Raw genomic sequence first — 15,949 nt, 5'->3', positions numbered from 1 at the left:
CCTCGACAGGAGGGCCCATGGCAGAGATGATCTCCTTTCACCTGGATGTGGTGAGCGCCGAAGGAAAACTGTTTTCCGGTCGCGTGCAATCCGCTCAGGTATCAGGCTCCGAAGGTGAGTTGGGTCTCCGCCACGGTCATGCTCCGTTGCTGACTGCCATCAAGCCGGGCCTGGTCCGCTTGGTGAAGCAGAACGGAACTGAAGAGGTGCTGTACATCTCCGGCGGTATGCTGGAAGTACAACCTGAATCCGTGACCGTGCTGGCGGACACCGCGATTCGTGCTGACGACTTGGATGAGGCGAAAGCCCAGGAAGCCAAGCGCGCAGCCGAAGAGCGGATCCACAGCTCCCATGGTGATATCGACTACGCCCAGGCCGCCACCGAGCTGGCCAAGGCGATGGCTCAACTGCGAGTCATCGATATCGTCAAAAAGAATTACCGCTAATAACGGTGATGTAAAAAGCGACCTTCGGGTCGCTTTTCTTTTACCCGTTGGATAGACTCCGCCGAGTATTTCTTCATGTTCCAAAGGTCAATTTATGTCACTCAACGTCGTGATCCTGGCGGCGGGTAAAGGTACCCGCATGCGCTCTTCCCTGCCCAAGGTACTCCACCCGGTAGCCAACAAACCCATGGTTTCCCATGTGATCGATACTGCCCGTCAGGTCGGTGCCGAGCAGCTGCATCTGGTTTATGGCCACGGTGCCGAACTGCTGAAAGAGCGGATCGTGGCGGCCGATGTGAACTGGGTGCTGCAGGCGCAACAGCTGGGGACCGGTCACGCCGTCGCCCAAGCTATCCCGTTCTGGAAGGATGAGGACGATGTGCTGGTGCTCTACGGCGATACCCCGCTGATCCAGCCCGAGACCCTGCAGCGACTGCTGGCTGCCAAGGCTGAAAACGGGATGGCACTGCTGACCGTGGTACTGGACAACCCCACCGGCTATGGCCGCATCGTCCGTGAAAACGGTCTGGTGGTCGGTATCGTCGAGCAGAAGGATGCCAATGCCGAACAGCTGGCGATCCGTGAGGTGAATACCGGCGTGCTGGTGGCCAATGGGGGCCAGTTGCGTCAATGGTTGTCTCGTCTCGACAACAAAAACGCTCAGGGCGAGTTCTATCTGACCGATGTGATCGCCATGGCGCACGCCGATGGCTGCCCGATCGCAGCGGTCCATCCGGAGCGCGCCGCTGAAGTGGAAGGGGCCAACAACCGGGTGCAGCTGGCTGCCCTTGAGCGCAGTTACCAGCAGATGCAGGCCGAGAAGCTGATGATCGCCGGTGCCACCCTGATTGACCCTGCCCGCTTCGATCTGCGCGGAACCCTCGAGATCGGTGAAGAGGTGGTGATCGACGTCAACGTCATCATCGAAGGCAAGGTAACCCTCGGCAACCATGTTCGTATCGGTGCCGGTGCCGTGTTGAAGGATTGCGTGATCGGCGATCACACTGAAGTGAAGCCCTACTCCATCGTTGAAGGGGCTCAGGTGGCGGATCAGTGCTCGGTCGGCCCGTTTGCCCGTCTGCGCCCGGGTGCCGTGCTGGAGCAGGATGCCCACGTTGGCAACTTCGTCGAGATGAAGAAGGCCCGTCTGGGGGTTGGTTCCAAGTGCGGTCACCTCACTTATCTGGGGGATGCTGAGGTGGGTGCTAAGGTGAACATCGGTGCCGGCACCATCACCTGCAACTACGACGGGGTCAACAAATTCCAGACCATCATCGAGGACGATGTATTCGTCGGTTCCGATACCCAGCTGGTGGCGCCGGTGCGCATCGGCAAGGGTGCGACCCTGGGGGCGGGTTCTACCATCACCAAGGATGTGGCCGAGAATGAGCTGGTGATCACCCGGGTGCCCCAGCGCCACATCAAGAACTGGGCTCGCCCGGTCAAGAAGAAGTGATGCCCGATCAATAAAATAGAACCGGCGCCTGATGGCGCCGGTTTTTTTGGCTTATGACTGATGGCTGGTGTCACTGGTCGATGACTGGGGGGCCGCCCATGTGGTCGCGGGTGCGCTGTAGTCCATCACCTGATACCAGTCGAGCTTGCGGGTCAGCAGCATGATCAGCGCCAGGGTGGCGAACAAGAGCAGGGCTCCGAGTAGCAAGGCGATCTCTTCGGCCTGCAGCAGGCTGTAGAGAATGGCATAGACCAGCCCGAGCAGCGCTGCGAAGCCGATCCCCTGCTTCGGGCCACCCAGCACATGACTGAGGTAGAAGCCGTTGAGCAGCACGCTGGCCAGCGCGGCTACCAGATAGGCCCAGCCAAAGCCGAGGTGCTCGGTCAGGGCCAGCAGCACTAGATAGAAGATAGCCAGCCCCATGCCTACCAGCGCGTACTGGATCGGGTGAACCCACAGCCCCTTGAGCAGCTCGAACATGAAGAAGCTGATAAAGGTGAGACCGATGAAGAGCAGGGCATATTTGGCCGCCCGTTCGTTGAGCTGATAGTGATCCACCGGCTGCACCAGACTGACGCTGAAGGTGGAGAGATTGCTATCGCCCCCGTTCATCATCCGGTTGAAGCGGGTCTCCATGTCGCTGGCGAACCAGCTGGTTTGCCAGTTGGCCTCAAACCCTTGTGGGCTCAGGGTGCGACTGCCCGGCAGAAAGTCACCGATAAAGTTGGGGTGGGGCCAGTTGCCCGCCAGCTGCAGGGTGCTCTCCTTGCCCAGCGGTACTATGTCGAGGGCGTTCATCCCCTGCAGATTGAGCTCCAGATGGAAGGTGCCATCCTGCTGCGGCAGGCTGTCGAGCGGTGCATGGATACCCGCCAGTGCGTCACCGAGGCGGGCGCCGGGGGCAAACGGGATCCGCTGTGTGCCGAGTTGCAGTTCGGGCACGCTGTTGATGCCGCGGGCATCGGAGAGCACCAGGCTCAGGTAGGGTTTGCCCGCCACCAGCTCGTCATCCCCGGCGAGCGGCGTGCTCTCTTGTAGTTGAGCGGCTGTCGGCAGACGGCCGGAGAGGGAGAGCCGTGTCTGATAGACCTGCGCCTGATAGATGCCCAGCTTGCGCGGGGTGACCTCCATGTTGGCCTTGATATCCAACTGCTCCGGCAGCAGGTAGCGGTAGATCTGCTCCTGACGGACGAAGCGCTTGCCCTCCTGCTCGACCGTCACCGAACGGGTATAGGGCTGTACGATAATGGGCCCCATCAGCCGTTGCGGGCCGCTGCTGCTGGCCATGATGCTGTGAATGGCCTGACTGCGGTAAGCCTGACGCTCCCGGTTCAGCTCCATGATGGATTGCACCGGCACCATCAACAGCAGGCTGAGCAACAGCAGCAGAAATATCTTGTGGGTGAATATCTGTTTGACCATGACACGTCTCCTTGTTGGATGGAGTGAGTCTGTCAGTCCGGCGTGAAGTGGTGATGGGCTTGTGTGAAGTGGCTGTGAACTGTTGAAAAACGGCGCCATCAGGCGCCGTGGGATTGTTCAGGGGTGGGAGCGCACCAACCGAGCGGCTTGGGCGAAACGATCGGTATGGCCGTCGATCAGCCCGTGCATAAAGTCGATGTAGTAGACCAGTTCAGGCATCTCCTCAATGGAGCTGGAGGTCCAGTAGGGGGCTGAATTTTCCCCGTTGTCATGGATATCGGAGAAGAAGCGCGGGTCTGTCATCGGCGCCCGGCAATCTTCGTCGAGCAGGGTGAAGAGCTCCTCGATGGTGGGGAGTCGCCACCCCTCGCCAAGGCGGGCTGCTTCATCTTTGGCTTCAAGCAGCGTCAGCAGGGCCGGTGTGCCCACGCACCCTTTCCCCTCCTGCCACTGGCTGCCGAGGCTGCACGCCTGCCATTCGAGCTGGTTTAGCCGATCATGGATGATTTCTCCCTGCCGTGTCAGGCGGTCGGAGAGATCACAGGCAGCCAGCGCCATGCTGGCCGGAAGCCAGATCAGCAATAGAAATAATTTCATGTTTGTCTCGTTTACGAATGGCGGTCAGCCCGTCGCTGGTGGGCTGACCGTGGTTATCGGGGGTTATCTGGGGGGAAGCGAGATCACTGCTTTTTAAGTTGTGCAGGCAGGGCGGCCAGCACCTCTTCTTTCGCCTTGATAGAGGCGAACTGCTTGCCTGGCTTTTGCACCACGGTATGGACGAAGATCAGTTGCTTGCCCGGTTTGCTGGCCCAGCCGACGAACCAGCCGATCTGCTGATCGCGGTTGAGGCTGCCATCCAGCTTCTTCGGGTAGCCCATGCCGGTTTTGCCGTGGATCTGCCAGCCGTCGATCTCGCTCACCTTGAGGATATTGGCGGTGTACTGCAGGGTCTGCGCCGAGACCGGCAGCTTGCCGCTCACCATCTTGCCGAGGAAGCGGGCCTGCTCCTCCGGACTGATGGCGAGGCTGGAGCTGAGCCAAGCCTGGGTCAGGCCGTCATGTTTGCCCGGATTGCCGGAGAGATCCCGATTGCCGTAGTCGAAGCGGTCGACATATTGCTGGAAGCGCTCCATCCCCAGCCATTCGGTGATCTGCTGGGAGAACCAGACCACCGAGTAGGTTTCCCAGCGGCGCGGGGTGGTGGTTTCACGCCAGGCGGGCAGCCAGCCATCGTAGTTCGGCTTGTAGGGCAGTGCCGGATGCTCTTCATCCACCAGATAGCCACTGTCGTAACCCATCAGCGCCAACGGGATCTTGAAGGTGGACGCGGGCGGCAGCTGGCTGGAGCAGTCCCCTTCGCTGGAGAGGGTCTGGCCGTTGCCGTCAGCATAGAGAAAGCAGCCGCTGGCGGCGGAGGCAGGCTGGGCTGCGAGCAGACCGGCAGCCAGCAGGCTGGAGAGAAGCAGGCGGGACATAGCATTTCCTTGAGCAAATGGATGAGAGAAAACGGCAGTCTAATGCCGCTTTGTGTGGGGAATGTGAAGTTGCGGGGGGCTAGGCGAACGGCAGCCAGAGTTCCGCCAGCGCGCCCCCTTCCGGCCGGTTGCTCAGGGTCAGACGGCCGCCATGCTGGTGGGCCACCTCATGGGCGAAGCTGAGCCCCAGACCACTGCTCTTGCCCTTGTCTGGGCGCGGCAGGGAGTAGAAGCGCTCGAAGATGCGCGGCAGGGCGTAGTCGGGAATGCCGGGGCCGCAGTCGGTGACCCGAAAACAGTAGCCCTCCTCCTGCTGGCTGCCGCTCAGGGTAACTTGCCCGTTGACGGGAGAGAAGTCGATGGCGTTATCCAGCAGGTTGCCGATGGCCTGCTCCACCAGCAGCGGATCCCACTTCTGTTTCGGCGCGCTGGCCAGCTCGGCCACCAACTCGACCTGACGGCGCTGGGCGATGATCTGGCGGGCGTCGAGGGTGCGCTTGCCCAGTTTTGCCGGTTCCACCGACTGGCGATCCAGCCCCTGCCCCGACTCCAGCCGCGCCAGTTGCAGCATTCGCTCGATCAGCTGCTGCATGCGGGCGGTTTCCAGATTGATGTTGCCGATAAAGCGTTTGGCAACTTCGGGGGGCGGCGTTTCGGCCAAAATCTCCCCTGCCCCGCGAATGGCGGCCAGTGGGCTCTTCAGCTCGTGGGTCAGGCTGTGGACATAGCCCTCGATATAGCTCTTGCCATCGAGCTGGTGGCGCATGGCCTCCAGCGAGCGGCCGAGCCGATCCAGCTCGACGGTGTGCAGCCGTGGCAGCGGTGCCGCCTCCCCCTTGCTGACCGAGTCGGCGTAGTGCACCAGCTTGCCGATGGCGCGGTTTAGCCACCACACCAGCAGGCTGCCGATCAGCAGCGAGATGAGCAGCATCTGGCCGCCGGCCCGCAGCAGCTCCTGTTCCCCGCGCTCGATGGCTGGCATCAGGGTGCGATTGGGTTTGGCGACGGTGAGGGAGCCGATGATTTCGGCCCCTTCCCGCAGCGGTGCCGCCACATACATGGTCGAGCTGGCTGCATCGTCGGGATCGGTGCGGGTGCTGCGGGCGCCATATTGGCCACGCAGGGTGCGGTAGACATCGTTCCAGCGGGAATAGTCCTTGCCCAGATCCGTGCCGTCGGAGTCGTAAATCACCATGCCCTTCTGGTCAGTGACATAGATGCGGTACTCCGCCTGCTGCTTGAGGTGGCCATCGATCATCGCATTGATGGGATTCTGGTTGAGGCGGGCGAAGGCGCTGGCCAACCGCCCGTTCATCATATTGCCCTCTTTCAGATCATCGAGGGCGAGCGGCGCCAGCAGCTGGGTCATGTCTACCAGAGTATCCTCGGTGGCGCTGCGCACCCCGGGTTTTATCTCCTCGACGAAGATCTCCAGCACGAACCAGGCGGCCAGCGCGAAGATCAGCAGCAGGCCGCACAGCAGTTGCAACCCGAGTCTCATGCCAGCTCCAGGCTGTAGCCCAGCCCGCGATGGGTGAGGATCAGGTTGGCCTCGGGATCATGTTCGCGCAGCTTGGCGCGGATGGTCTTGATATGGGTATCGACGGTGCGATCCAGACTCTCCTCCGCATCCTGCCACACCAGATCCATCAGCTGCTGGCGGGAGTAGACCCGCCCCGGCGCCAGCATCAGGGTCTTGAGCAGCAGATATTCGTAGCGAGTGAGGGCCAGCGGCTGGCCGCGAAAGTGAATGCGGGCCCGCTCCTCATCCAGTACCAGCAGGGTGCTGGGCTGGGGGGCGACGGGCTGGCTGCGGCGCAGGATGACCCGCACCCGGGCACACACCTCCCGTGGCGAGAAGGGTTTGGCCACATAGTCGTCGGCACCGATCTCCAACCCGATCAGCCGGTCTATCTCCTCGCTGCGGGCGGTGAGGAACATCAGGGGGATATCGGTCAGCGCCCTCACCTGCTTGCAGAGTTCGAAGCCGCTGATGTCGGGCAGCCCCACATCGAGGATCAGGAAGTCGGGTCGCGTCTGTTCCAGTCGTGTCAGCAACTGTTGGCCCAGCATGAACCACACCACCTCGAACCCGTCGGTCTGCAGGGCGTAAATCAGGGTGTCGGCGATGCTGGCCTCATCCTCCACCAGCCAGATGACTCTCTTTTGCATGGCATCCTCGTCGCAAATTGGCACCCCATTCTGGCATCGAACCAAATCGGATCCTATTTGCTGTTTTATTTTTCCGAAAAAGGGGCTAATATTTCGATGTTCTTTCGAATCGAAACTTAAAAATGACCAAACGTAATACTCAACAACGCCGCCACACCATAGTGACCCTGGTACAAGAGCAGGGTGAAGTGAGTGTCGACGCCCTTGCCAAACACTTTTCTACCTCCGAAGTGACCATCCGTAAAGATCTGGCCGTACTGGAGACAGGTGGTCTGCTGCTGCGCCGTTACGGTGGCGCCGTCCCTTTGCCGAGCGAGATGGTGGTCGAGGTCAACCCTGAACAAGTTTCGAACCGAAAGTTAGCCATTGCCCGTGCGGCGGCCGAGCGGCTGCGTGATCACAACCGCGTCATCATCGACAGCGGCAGCACCACCAGCGCCATGATCCCCATGCTGGGCAACAAGCGCGGCCTCATCGTGATGACCAACTCCCTCAATGTGGCCGGTGCCCTGCGCGAGCTGGAAAATGAGCCTACCCTGTTAATGACCGGTGGCACTTGGGACCCTCACTCCGAATCCTTCCAGGGGCAGGTGGCGGAACAGGTGTTGCGCTCCTACGACTTCGACCAGCTCTTTATCGGTGCCGACGGCATCGACCCGGAGCGTGGCACCACCACCTTCAACGAGCTGGTGGGCCTGTCGCGGGTCATGGCCGAGGTGTCGCGGGAGGTCATTGTGATGGTCGAATCGGAAAAGATCGGCCGCAAGATCCCCAATCTCGAACTTCCCTGGTCGAGCATCCATACCCTGGTGACCGACGAGGGGCTGGCCAGCGAGGCCAGAGAACAGATTCAAGCCCAGGGGGTGACGCTTATCTGCGCCCCGGTCACTTGCTGACATCGAGCTCTGAACCATCCAACTGACTTTACGATTTGCATCTCAAGGAGAAGTGTATGTGTGGCATCGTCGGGGCTGTTGCCCAACGTGATGTGGCTGAAATTCTGGTAGAGGGCCTGCGCCGTCTGGAGTACCGCGGTTATGACTCAGCCGGTGTGGCCGTGTTCAGCGCCAACCAGCCGTTGCAGCGGGTTCGCCGTCTGGGCAAGGTGGCCGAGCTGGCCAAGGCGCTCGACGAGCAGTCCGTCCACGGCGGTACCGGCATCGCCCATACCCGCTGGGCCACTCACGGCGAGCCCTCCGAACGCAACGCCCACCCCCACGTTTCCGAGCATATCGTGGTGGTGCACAACGGCATCATCGAGAACCACGAAGAACTGCGGGAAGAGTTGAAGGCGCTGGGTTATGTGTTCAGCTCAGACACCGATACCGAGGTGATTGCCCATCTGGTCCATCATGAGCTGAAGAGCGCCGGCAGCCTGCTGGCCGCCATGCAGACTGCGGTGAAGCAGCTGCGCGGTGCCTACGGTACCGTGGTGATGGACAGCCGCGACGACAGCCGCGTGGTGGTGGCCCGCTCCGGTTCACCGCTGGTGATCGGCCGCGGTATCGGCGAGAACTTTATCGCCTCAGACCAGATGGCGCTGCTGCCGGTGACCCGCCGTTTCATCTTCCTGGAAGAGGGTGATGTGGCCGAAGTGACCCGCCGTGACGTGCACATCTTCGATACCAACGGCAACGCCGTGGTGCGTGAAGAGCAGGAGTCCGAACTCTCCCACGATGCCGGTGACAAGGGCGAATATCGCCACTACATGCTCAAGGAGATCCACGAGCAGCCCAAAGCGATCACCAACACCCTGGAAGGGCGTCTGGGCAGCGATCACGTGGTGGTCGAATCGTTCGGCAACGGCGCGCGCGCCATCTTTGACAAGGTCGGGCACGTGCAGATCGTCGCCTGCGGCACCTCCTATCACTCCGGCATGGTGGCTCGCTACTGGTTCGAAGAGATCGCTGGCGTCTCCTGCGATGTGGAGATCGCCTCCGAGTTCCGCTATCGCAAATCGGTAGTGCGCCCCAACAGCCTGCTGGTGACCCTCTCCCAGAGCGGCGAGACCGCCGATACCCTGGCGGCGCTGCGTCTGGCCAAGGAATCCGGCTACATGAGCTCGCTGGCTATCTGCAACGTGCCGGGATCCTCGCTGGTGCGTGAATCGGATCTGGCCTTTATGACCCGCGCGGGGGCAGAAATTGGTGTGGCCTCCACCAAGGCATTCACCACCCAGCTGGCTGGCCTGCTGATGCTGGTGGCCTCCGTCGGTCACTGCCGTGGTCACCTGAGCGCCGCCGCCGAGGCCGAACTGGTCAAGGCGCTGCAAGCCCTGCCGCTGCGTATTAAAGAGAGTCTGGCGCTGGCCAAGGATATTGAAACCCTGGCCGAAGAGTTTGCTGACAAGCAGCACAGCCTGTTCCTCGGCCGTGGCAGCCAGTACCCCATCGCCATGGAAGGGGCGCTCAAGCTCAAAGAGATCTCCTACATCCACGCCGAAGCCTATGCCGCTGGCGAGCTGAAGCACGGCCCGCTGGCGCTGATCGATGCCGAGATGCCCATCATTGTGGTGGCGCCGAACAACGATCTGCTGGAGAAGCTCAAGTCCAACGTGGAAGAGGTGCGCGCCCGTGGCGGTATCCTCTACGTGTTCGCCGATGCCGATACCGGCTTCAAGAGCGACGAGACCATGCGGGTCATGAACCTCAACCATGTGGAAGAGGTGATCGCCCCCATCGTCTATACCGTGCCGCTGCAGCTGCTCTCCTACCACGTTGCCCTGATCAAGGGCACCGACGTGGACCAGCCGCGCAACCTGGCAAAATCAGTGACCGTTGAGTAAGTCACTCTCTCAAATTAAAAAGAGCCGCAATTGCGGCTCTTTTTGTTTCGGCTGAGGGGTTACGACAGCCGCAGGTTGGTGATGGTGACCTCGTCGAGGGAGGGCACTATGATGCCGCTGGTGATCCCTTTGGCGATGGCCTGACTGCGGTTCTTTGAGTCGGTCTTGTTGGTCACCTGGGTCAGGTGAAAGTTGACCGTCCGCTCACTGATGCCGAGGATGGTGGCGATCTCCCAGGAGGTCTTACCCTCGCTAGCCCAGAACAGGCACTCCTTCTCCCGATCCGACAGTTCGGTCAGGTATTTCATCATATCCGGTCTGCTTTTGATCAGTTGCAGTGCGGAGTTGAAGATGTAGCTGGCACAGAACGACAGCAGCGGAACATTTTCAAACATCAGATCGGAGTTGGATTTCTCCTTGGTGATGAATGAGAGGATGCCGTGCTCCCCCTGTGGGGTGTGCAGCGGAAAGGAGACGCCATTGCGTACCCCGAAATCAGCGGCCAGGTTCATCACGTCGCGGCTGGCGCTGGGCAGCCAGGGCGAGTCGCAGTCGAGCTTGTTCCAGAAGATCGGCTGGGTCTGTTTCAGCCCCAGATAGACCACCGGATCCTGGGTCAGATACTGGTTTTCGCTATAGGCGTCAAACCAGGTGGTCGGACAGTTGTTGAACAGTGCCACGTGGGATTTTTGCATGCTGATGGGGAAAATAATCAGCAGCCGAAAGTAATCAAAGCCCATTTGATGACTGAAGCGCTCCAGCAGTTGCTGGATATCGCTGGTTTTTGTTGCCTTGGTGAACTTGTCGATATGTTCCCAGATCGCATCGTTGAGCATTACTTTCTCCTTTTTCGATCTCTATCACACTGATCGAAAAGATTTTTTCTCGTTATTTATATTTGTGCGGTGGCTATTGGCGCCACTTATTCCGTGCGTGTTTAAAAATTATCCTGTTTTTGTGCATAAAGGCCAAGAAAATCCTCTCGTTGCCAGTCCGCCCTGCATTTGAGATAATGATAATAGTTATCATTAGTAAGATGTATTTCAATGAACAAATTATGGGGTGTGGCCCTGCTGCCACTGTCAGTCCACTTTGCTGCCATCGGGGATGAGCTGGTTGCTCCCGCCCTCAAGAACAGCATAGCTGCCGGGAAAGCCTCCCAGCAGCGGGTGGAAAAAGCCGCCGATGCCGCCGTTGCCGCACGACTGGAGCTGCAAAATGCCCAGCTGCAACTGCGTGACCTCGAAGCCTACAACCGCTACATGCAATCTCTGGTGGCCGATCAGCAAAATGAGCTGGGTAAATTGAGCCAGCAGCTGGAAGCGGTGCAAGAGACCCGTCAGGGCTTGATCCCGCTGATGTTGCAGATGCAGGCAGATCTGGAACAGCTGGTGCAAAACGACATCCCGCTGCGCAAGGAAGATCGGCTGGCGCGGGTTGAACAGTTGAAAGCGACCCTGGCCCGCGCAGACGTTAGCGAGGCAGAGAAATTCCGTCAGCTGCTGCAGGCCTATCAGATTGAAGCCGAGTACGGCAGCCGGATGGACAGCTATTCCGCCGAGCTGGAGCTGGATGGTGCTCCGCGTCGGGTCGATGTGCTGGCGCTGGGCCGGGTCTCCCTGCTGGCGATGACGGCCGATCGTAGTCAGGCATGGCGCTGGTCTGCCGAGGCTAAGCAGTGGCAAGCCCTCGATAGCCAGTGGCTCTCCCCCATCGCCGAGGCGATGGATGTGGCCGCCGACAAGAAAGTTCCCCAGTTGCTCAATCTCCCCCTCTCTGTCAGCCGCAGTCAGGAGGCCCAATCATGAGAGTCACCATGAAGTGGTTCCCCCTCCTTATTGCCCTCTCCTGCGGTACCAACGCCGCTGTCGCCGATGAGTGGCAGCAGCAGGAACAGGCTCGTGAACAGCAGGCTCAGCAAGATCTGGCGACCGTTGCCAAGGAGCTCGGCACTGCCCGCGCCAAATTGGCCGAGGCCCAGCGCCTGAGTAAGGAGCTGGCCGGCAAGTTCGCCAGCAACGAGAAGCAGCTGGTCGAGCTTAATGCCCAGTGGGAGCAAGCCTCCGGCGACATGAACGAGATCTTCTCGGTCACCCGTCAGGGCGCCAGCGATGCGGTCAAGCTGCTGAGCGAATCCGCCGTCGAGGGGCAGTACCCGGAGCGTCTCGCCCCGTTGAAAGCCATGGCACAGGATAAACAGGTGCCGGATCGCGCCGCCCTCGCCCTGCTACCCGCCACGCTGCTGCAAGAGATCCGTGAATCTGGCCGGATTGCCCGGTTCAACGGCAAGGTGCTTGATGCCCAAGGGGCTGCCAGCGAGCAGCCATTGACCCGGGTTGGCAGCTTTGCCCTGCTGGGGAGCGCAGGCTTCCTGCAACCAACCGCCGAAGGCTTGAGCCCGGTACTGGGTCTGCCCGGTAGCGTGCTCTCTGCCGTTGCGGCTTATCAGGGTCAGGAAGGGGAAGCGCTGCCGCTGGATCCTTCTCATGGCACTCTGCTGGCGATGCTGGCACAGGCGCCCACCTTCTGGCAGCAGGTACAGCAAGGTGGTCAGGTCGGCGCCATTATCGTGCTGCTGGCAGCCATCGGTTTGGGAATTGCGGCGGTACGGCTGTGGAGCCTCTCCCGCGAACTGGGTCGGGTGCGCCGCCAGCTCAAGAGCGGCGAGTATCACGCCGACAACGCCCTCGGCCGGGTGCTGACGGTGGCGGACAAACACCCCGAGCTGAGCATGGAGACCCTCGAGCTGCGTCTTGATGAGGCGATCCTGCAGGAGACTCCTCGCATGGAGCGCGGCATCGGCATGGTCAAGGTGATCGCGGCCATCGCCCCCATGCTGGGTCTGCTCGGTACCGTAACCGGGATGATCGGCACCTTCCAGGCCATCACCCAGTTTGGCACCGGCGATCCCAAGATCATGGCGGGCGGCATCTCCATGGCGCTGGTTACCACGGTACAGGGTCTGGTTGCGGCCATTCCGCTGATCCTGGCCCACAGCCTGCTGCAATCGCGCTTCACCGAGCTTTCCAATGTGCTGGAGCAGCAGGTAGCCGGCATTCTGGCCGAGCGCGCCGAGAGCAATAACGGCGTGATGGAGCGAGCAGCATGATGCTCGACATCTGGCAACAGCTGCAGAGTTTCATGGGCCGTGGCGGCCCGGTGCTCTGGGTCATTCTGGCCCTGCTGGTGCTGATGTGGATTTTGATGATCGAGCGGCTGCTCTACCTCAATCTGGGTTTCGGCCCGCTGCAGCAACAGCTGCTCGGCCGCTGGCAAGCCCGCAGCGAGCGCCACAGCTGGTACGCCCGGGCGATCCGCAGCCGCTGGCTGGCGCAGGCAGAGCTGGAACTGAACCGTCATCTGATCTTCATCCGCACCCTGGTGGTGCTCTGCCCCATGCTGGGGTTGCTGGGCACTGTGACCGGCATGATCGGCGTATTCGATGCGTTGGCTGCGGCCAACCGCTTTAACCCGGAGAGCATGGCGGGCGGGATCTCCCGCGCCACCATCCCCACCATGGCAGGCATGGTGGTGGCGCTCTCCGGCGTGTTGTTACTCAGTCGGCTCGAGAGTCAGGCCAAGCGTGCGCTGGCCAAAACCCGGGACGGCCTGCGAGAAGAGAAGGTAATGCAATGAGACGGCAATCCAAACGCCAGCGTGACGAAGTGCAGATCGACATGACCCCCATGCTGGATATCGTGTTTATCATGCTGATCTTCTTTATTGTCACCACCTCCTTTGTGCGCGAAGCCGGGCTCGAGGTGCACAGACCCCAGGCCAGTCAGGCCAAGGCGCAGAAATCCTCCAGCATCATGCTGGCGATCGGGGCTCAGGGTCAGATCTTCCTCGACCGCAAGCAGATCGATGTGGAGCGGGTACAGGCCACCATCGCCCGTCTGCTGGCGGAGCAACCCGATGCCAGTCTGCTGATCCAGGCCGACGAGCGGGTGCCCCACGGCAAGGTGGTGCGGGTGATGGATGAGGCCAAGGCGGCGGGTATCGCCAATATCGCCGTGGCGGTGGCGCCGAAATGAAATACAAGCTGATGAGCCTGGGGCTGGGGGTTGCACTCAGTCTGGGTATCCTGCTGTTCATGGCCACGCTGGTTGAACCGCCCCGGGGCGAGAAGGTGGCGAGCGAACAGAAGCCCATCGTCATCAATATGCAGAACGAGGTGACCGAAGTGCAGGTGCGCGAGCGTCCGGTACCGCAGGAGCCTGAACCTCTGCCAGAGCCTCCTGCGGCATTGGCCTCGACACCGCTGCCGATGCCCGCTGCAGCCCCTTTGGCGGCTGTTGAGCCGAGTCTGGATCTGGTCTCCAGCCTCAGCGCGGTGCAGGTATATGCCCCCGGTGTGGCGACCAGTACCGCACCGGTATTGAGTGGCAACTACCACGGCCAGCAGCAGGGAGCGGGTATCGGCGCAGGTGACATGCTGATGCCGCTGCAACGGATCGAGCCGGTCTACCCCTATCGTGCCCAACAGTCAGGGATCGAAGGTTTCGTCACCCTGCGCTTTAGCGTGAATGCCGAAGGTGGCGTGCAGGATGTGGAAGTGGTCGAGGCCAAACCCAAGCGTCAGTTCGAGCGGGCGGCCATTCAGGCGATCAATAAGTGGCGCTATCAGCCGAGACCGGGTGCCACCGACAAGCTGGTGCAAGTCATCACGCTCAAATTCAAACTGGAGTCATAACTATGTTGCGGATCTGGATCTGTCTGCTGGCCCTGGTTGGCCAAGCCTGTCTGGCGATGGAGGTCAGCCCTCACTTCTCCCGTCAGCTTGAACCCGTGATGAAGCTCTATCAGTCTGGCCAGTGGCAACAAGCCCAGAGCAAGGCATCCGGCCTCAAGCCAAATAGCGATGCCGAGCGTGCCTGGCTGGCGCAGCTGCAAGCCTCGCTGGCGGCCAATCTGCAACAGACCGCCCAAGCGAGCCGCTACGTCGAACAGGCCCTTTCCTATAAAGAGTGGCCCGAGCAACAACAGCTTCAGCTGCTGCGACTGCGCGGCGATATTCAGGCCCAGCAATCCAACTGGTCTGGTGCCATCGCCAGCTACAAGGCGGCACTGGCGCTCAAGCAAGACGATGCTCTGCGCCTGCGTCTGGCTGGCCTCTATTACCACAACAAACAGTACGGTGACGCCGCCAGCCAGAGCGAACAGTTGTTGAAGAAGGGTTGGCAGAAACAGGCCGCCATCATTCGTCTCTCCGCCCTCACCGCCCAGCAACGTTATGGCGTGGCGGCCGATCAGGCGGCCGAGCTGATCCGTCATGAGCCGACAGAGAGTAAGTGGTGGCAACAGGCGGTATCGCTCAACCTCTCCGCCAAACGTGGGGATCAGGCGTTGGCGCTGCTGCAGACTGCCATCGACAGAAAACTGATGGATGACGCGTCAGCCCGCAACCAGCTGATCCGTCTCTATGCCTGGCAAGGGCTGCCTTATCGTGGTGCCCGTCTGCTGGAAGCGGCCATGGCCAAGGGACAGATGAAGCAAAGTGCTGAAAACCGCCAACTGCTTGCCCAATTGTGGGAAGGTGCCCGGGAGTGGTCACAAGCGGTCGATAGCTGGCAACAGCTGGCCAACCAGCACGGTCAGCTCAAAGCCGCCATGCGCGCCGCCGAACTGATGCTGCAACAAGGCAAGACAGATGCTGCCATGACCCAGCTCGCCGCCATCAAGTCGGTAAAAGGTGAGCAAGGCAATCGTGCCAAAGCGCTGCTGGTGCAGGCACACCTTAATAAGGAGCAGTATGCCCAGGCGCTGGAACTGGCCCGTGAGCTACAGCAACAGGATAACTGGCAGCAGAAGGCAACCAGCTGGGTCAACTATATCCGGGCACAAAGCGAAGAGTTGAGCAAAAAAGCGGCGTAAAAGAGATGCCAAGGGGTTGTTTTGGGGCGTTCAGTTCGCTTTTTCAGCAAACGAACGCATTTTTGCAAAAAGCCCTTGTCATCCCGGCGCGGCTCCCTATAATGCGCCCCTACCAGCACGGCGGAACACGCCAGCCTGATGAGCCAGCTTCCTAGCGAAGTGGGTGCCGAAAGAAAAGCGAAAACAATCGCTTGACTTTCGAAGTGAGAAGCGTAATATGCGCCTCCTCAACGCGACAAGCGTGACGCTCTTTAACAATTTGAATCAAGCAATCTGTGTGGGCACTCACAGCATCGAACATCAAAAACAATTTTTGATT

16 protein-coding genes are annotated in these 15,949 nt (G+C 60.5%); 10 read left to right on the top strand and 6 right to left on the bottom strand.

Annotation, left to right across the window (positions count from 1 at the left end; genetic code table 11):
• Positions 1-17: 17 nt before the first annotated feature.
• Together AB5Z05_RS12465 and glmU are read left to right on the top strand one after the other, a co-directional pair.
• A complete protein-coding gene (locus tag AB5Z05_RS12465; protein WP_005339345.1) occupies positions 18-446 on the top strand; it encodes a F0F1 ATP synthase subunit epsilon in 429 nt (142 codons plus the stop codon).
• 94 nt (positions 447-540) lie between these two features.
• The gene (glmU, locus tag AB5Z05_RS12460) at positions 541-1,902 is read left to right on the top strand and encodes a bifunctional UDP-N-acetylglucosamine diphosphorylase/glucosamine-1-phosphate N-acetyltransferase GlmU (RefSeq protein WP_236348239.1); all 1,362 of its coding nucleotides are present in this window, start codon (positions 541-543) and stop codon (positions 1,900-1,902) included.
• A gap of 51 nt (positions 1,903-1,953) precedes the next feature.
• Here the strand turns inward: glmU and creD are convergent, their stop codons facing one another.
• The 5 genes from creD to blrA form a co-directional block, all read right to left on the bottom strand.
• The gene (gene creD / locus AB5Z05_RS12455) at positions 1,954-3,324 is read right to left on the bottom strand and encodes a cell envelope integrity protein CreD (protein WP_368151715.1); all 1,371 of its coding nucleotides are present in this window, start codon (positions 3,322-3,324) and stop codon (positions 1,954-1,956) included.
• 117 nt (positions 3,325-3,441) lie between these two features.
• Positions 3,442-3,921 (bottom strand): DUF1566 domain-containing protein, encoded by a 480-nt coding sequence (locus AB5Z05_RS12450; protein WP_219296855.1) that lies wholly within the window; start codon positions 3,919-3,921, stop codon positions 3,442-3,444.
• An 83-nt stretch (positions 3,922-4,004) separates the two neighbouring features.
• Complete coding sequence (blaOXA, locus tag AB5Z05_RS12445; RefSeq protein ID WP_368151713.1) at positions 4,005-4,799, bottom strand: OXA-12 family class D beta-lactamase; 795 nt, start codon at positions 4,797-4,799, stop codon at positions 4,005-4,007.
• A 79-nt stretch (positions 4,800-4,878) separates the two neighbouring features.
• A complete protein-coding gene (gene blrB, locus AB5Z05_RS12440) occupies positions 4,879-6,300 on the bottom strand; it encodes a beta-lactam sensor histidine kinase BlrB (protein WP_231721165.1) in 1,422 nt (473 codons plus the stop codon).
• Positions 6,297-6,971 (bottom strand): beta-lactam response regulator transcription factor BlrA, encoded by a 675-nt coding sequence (gene blrA / locus AB5Z05_RS12435; RefSeq protein WP_368151711.1) that lies wholly within the window; start codon positions 6,969-6,971, stop codon positions 6,297-6,299. The genes blrB and blrA overlap by 4 nt, the downstream gene beginning before the upstream one ends.
• A gap of 122 nt (positions 6,972-7,093) precedes the next feature.
• Between blrA and AB5Z05_RS12430 the strand changes: the two genes are divergently transcribed.
• Both AB5Z05_RS12430 and glmS read left to right on the top strand, forming a co-directional pair.
• The gene (locus AB5Z05_RS12430) at positions 7,094-7,867 is read left to right on the top strand and encodes a DeoR/GlpR family DNA-binding transcription regulator (RefSeq protein WP_005355851.1); all 774 of its coding nucleotides are present in this window, start codon (positions 7,094-7,096) and stop codon (positions 7,865-7,867) included.
• A gap of 56 nt (positions 7,868-7,923) precedes the next feature.
• Positions 7,924-9,756: a glutamine--fructose-6-phosphate transaminase (isomerizing) gene (gene glmS / locus AB5Z05_RS12425; RefSeq protein ID WP_201959037.1), complete on the top strand. Its 1,833-nt coding sequence runs from the start codon at positions 7,924-7,926 to the stop codon at positions 9,754-9,756.
• A gap of 59 nt (positions 9,757-9,815) precedes the next feature.
• Here the strand turns inward: glmS and AB5Z05_RS12420 are convergent, their stop codons facing one another.
• On the bottom strand, positions 9,816-10,592 hold the full coding sequence (locus tag AB5Z05_RS12420) for a LuxR family transcriptional regulator (RefSeq protein ID WP_005357256.1): 777 nt from the start codon (positions 10,590-10,592) through the stop codon (positions 9,816-9,818).
• Positions 10,593-10,802: 210 nt separating this feature from the next.
• Here AB5Z05_RS12420 and AB5Z05_RS12415 point away from each other — a divergent pair, with 210 nt between their 5' ends.
• Genes AB5Z05_RS12415 through AB5Z05_RS12390 form a run of 6 tightly spaced genes read left to right on the top strand, consistent with a single transcriptional unit; the run spans position 10,803 to position 15,630 of the window.
• On the top strand, positions 10,803-11,564 hold the full coding sequence (locus AB5Z05_RS12415) for a DUF3450 domain-containing protein (protein WP_162519595.1): 762 nt from the start codon (positions 10,803-10,805) through the stop codon (positions 11,562-11,564).
• Entirely contained in the window at positions 11,561-12,865 is a 1,305-nt protein-coding gene (locus AB5Z05_RS12410; protein WP_368151709.1) for a MotA/TolQ/ExbB proton channel family protein, read from the top strand. The genes AB5Z05_RS12415 and AB5Z05_RS12410 overlap by 4 nt, the downstream gene beginning before the upstream one ends.
• Complete coding sequence (locus AB5Z05_RS12405; protein WP_005342370.1) at positions 12,862-13,392, top strand: MotA/TolQ/ExbB proton channel family protein; 531 nt, start codon at positions 12,862-12,864, stop codon at positions 13,390-13,392. The genes AB5Z05_RS12410 and AB5Z05_RS12405 overlap by 4 nt, the downstream gene beginning before the upstream one ends.
• On the top strand, positions 13,389-13,790 hold the full coding sequence (locus AB5Z05_RS12400; protein ID WP_368151707.1) for an ExbD/TolR family protein: 402 nt from the start codon (positions 13,389-13,391) through the stop codon (positions 13,788-13,790). The genes AB5Z05_RS12405 and AB5Z05_RS12400 overlap by 4 nt, the downstream gene beginning before the upstream one ends.
• A complete protein-coding gene (locus tag AB5Z05_RS12395) occupies positions 13,787-14,449 on the top strand; it encodes an energy transducer TonB (protein WP_021230422.1) in 663 nt (220 codons plus the stop codon). The genes AB5Z05_RS12400 and AB5Z05_RS12395 overlap by 4 nt, the downstream gene beginning before the upstream one ends.
• Positions 14,450-14,451: 2 nt before the next feature.
• Complete coding sequence (locus AB5Z05_RS12390) at positions 14,452-15,630, top strand: hypothetical protein (protein WP_368151705.1); 1,179 nt, start codon at positions 14,452-14,454, stop codon at positions 15,628-15,630.
• Positions 15,631-15,949 lie beyond the last annotated feature (319 nt).

The sequence above is a fragment of the Aeromonas sp. R2-4 genome (genome assembly GCF_040908365.1).
GTDB lineage: Bacteria > Pseudomonadota > Gammaproteobacteria > Enterobacterales > Aeromonadaceae > Aeromonas > Aeromonas veronii.
The sequence above is the reverse complement of the archived record's forward strand: the minus strand, read 5'-3'. Positions and strand labels throughout refer to the sequence as shown.

What these genes read in the sequence shown, in the direction of transcription:
- AB5Z05_RS12465 (WP_005339345.1), top strand. Translation starts at nt 18, where the DNA reads ATGGCAGAGATGATCTCCTTTCACCTGGATGTGGTGAGCGCCGAAGGA.
- glmU (WP_236348239.1), top strand. Translation starts at nt 541, where the DNA reads ATGTCACTCAACGTCGTGATCCTGGCGGCGGGTAAAGGTACCCGCATG.
- creD (WP_368151715.1), bottom strand. Translation starts at nt 3,324, where the DNA reads ATGGTCAAACAGATATTCACCCACAAGATATTTCTGCTGCTGTTGCTC.
- AB5Z05_RS12450 (WP_219296855.1), bottom strand. Translation starts at nt 3,921, where the DNA reads ATGAAATTATTTCTATTGCTGATCTGGCTTCCGGCCAGCATGGCGCTG.
- blaOXA (WP_368151713.1), bottom strand. Translation starts at nt 4,799, where the DNA reads ATGTCCCGCCTGCTTCTCTCCAGCCTGCTGGCTGCCGGTCTGCTCGCA.
- blrB (WP_231721165.1), bottom strand. Translation starts at nt 6,300, where the DNA reads ATGAGACTCGGGTTGCAACTGCTGTGCGGCCTGCTGCTGATCTTCGCG.
- blrA (WP_368151711.1), bottom strand. Translation starts at nt 6,971, where the DNA reads ATGCAAAAGAGAGTCATCTGGCTGGTGGAGGATGAGGCCAGCATCGCC.
- AB5Z05_RS12430 (WP_005355851.1), top strand. Translation starts at nt 7,094, where the DNA reads ATGACCAAACGTAATACTCAACAACGCCGCCACACCATAGTGACCCTG.
- glmS (WP_201959037.1), top strand. Translation starts at nt 7,924, where the DNA reads ATGTGTGGCATCGTCGGGGCTGTTGCCCAACGTGATGTGGCTGAAATT.
- AB5Z05_RS12420 (WP_005357256.1), bottom strand. Translation starts at nt 10,592, where the DNA reads ATGCTCAACGATGCGATCTGGGAACATATCGACAAGTTCACCAAGGCA.
- AB5Z05_RS12415 (WP_162519595.1), top strand. Translation starts at nt 10,803, where the DNA reads ATGAACAAATTATGGGGTGTGGCCCTGCTGCCACTGTCAGTCCACTTT.
- AB5Z05_RS12410 (WP_368151709.1), top strand. Translation starts at nt 11,561, where the DNA reads ATGAGAGTCACCATGAAGTGGTTCCCCCTCCTTATTGCCCTCTCCTGC.
- AB5Z05_RS12405 (WP_005342370.1), top strand. Translation starts at nt 12,862, where the DNA reads ATGATGCTCGACATCTGGCAACAGCTGCAGAGTTTCATGGGCCGTGGC.
- AB5Z05_RS12400 (WP_368151707.1), top strand. Translation starts at nt 13,389, where the DNA reads ATGAGACGGCAATCCAAACGCCAGCGTGACGAAGTGCAGATCGACATG.
- AB5Z05_RS12395 (WP_021230422.1), top strand. Translation starts at nt 13,787, where the DNA reads ATGAAATACAAGCTGATGAGCCTGGGGCTGGGGGTTGCACTCAGTCTG.
- AB5Z05_RS12390 (WP_368151705.1), top strand. Translation starts at nt 14,452, where the DNA reads ATGTTGCGGATCTGGATCTGTCTGCTGGCCCTGGTTGGCCAAGCCTGT.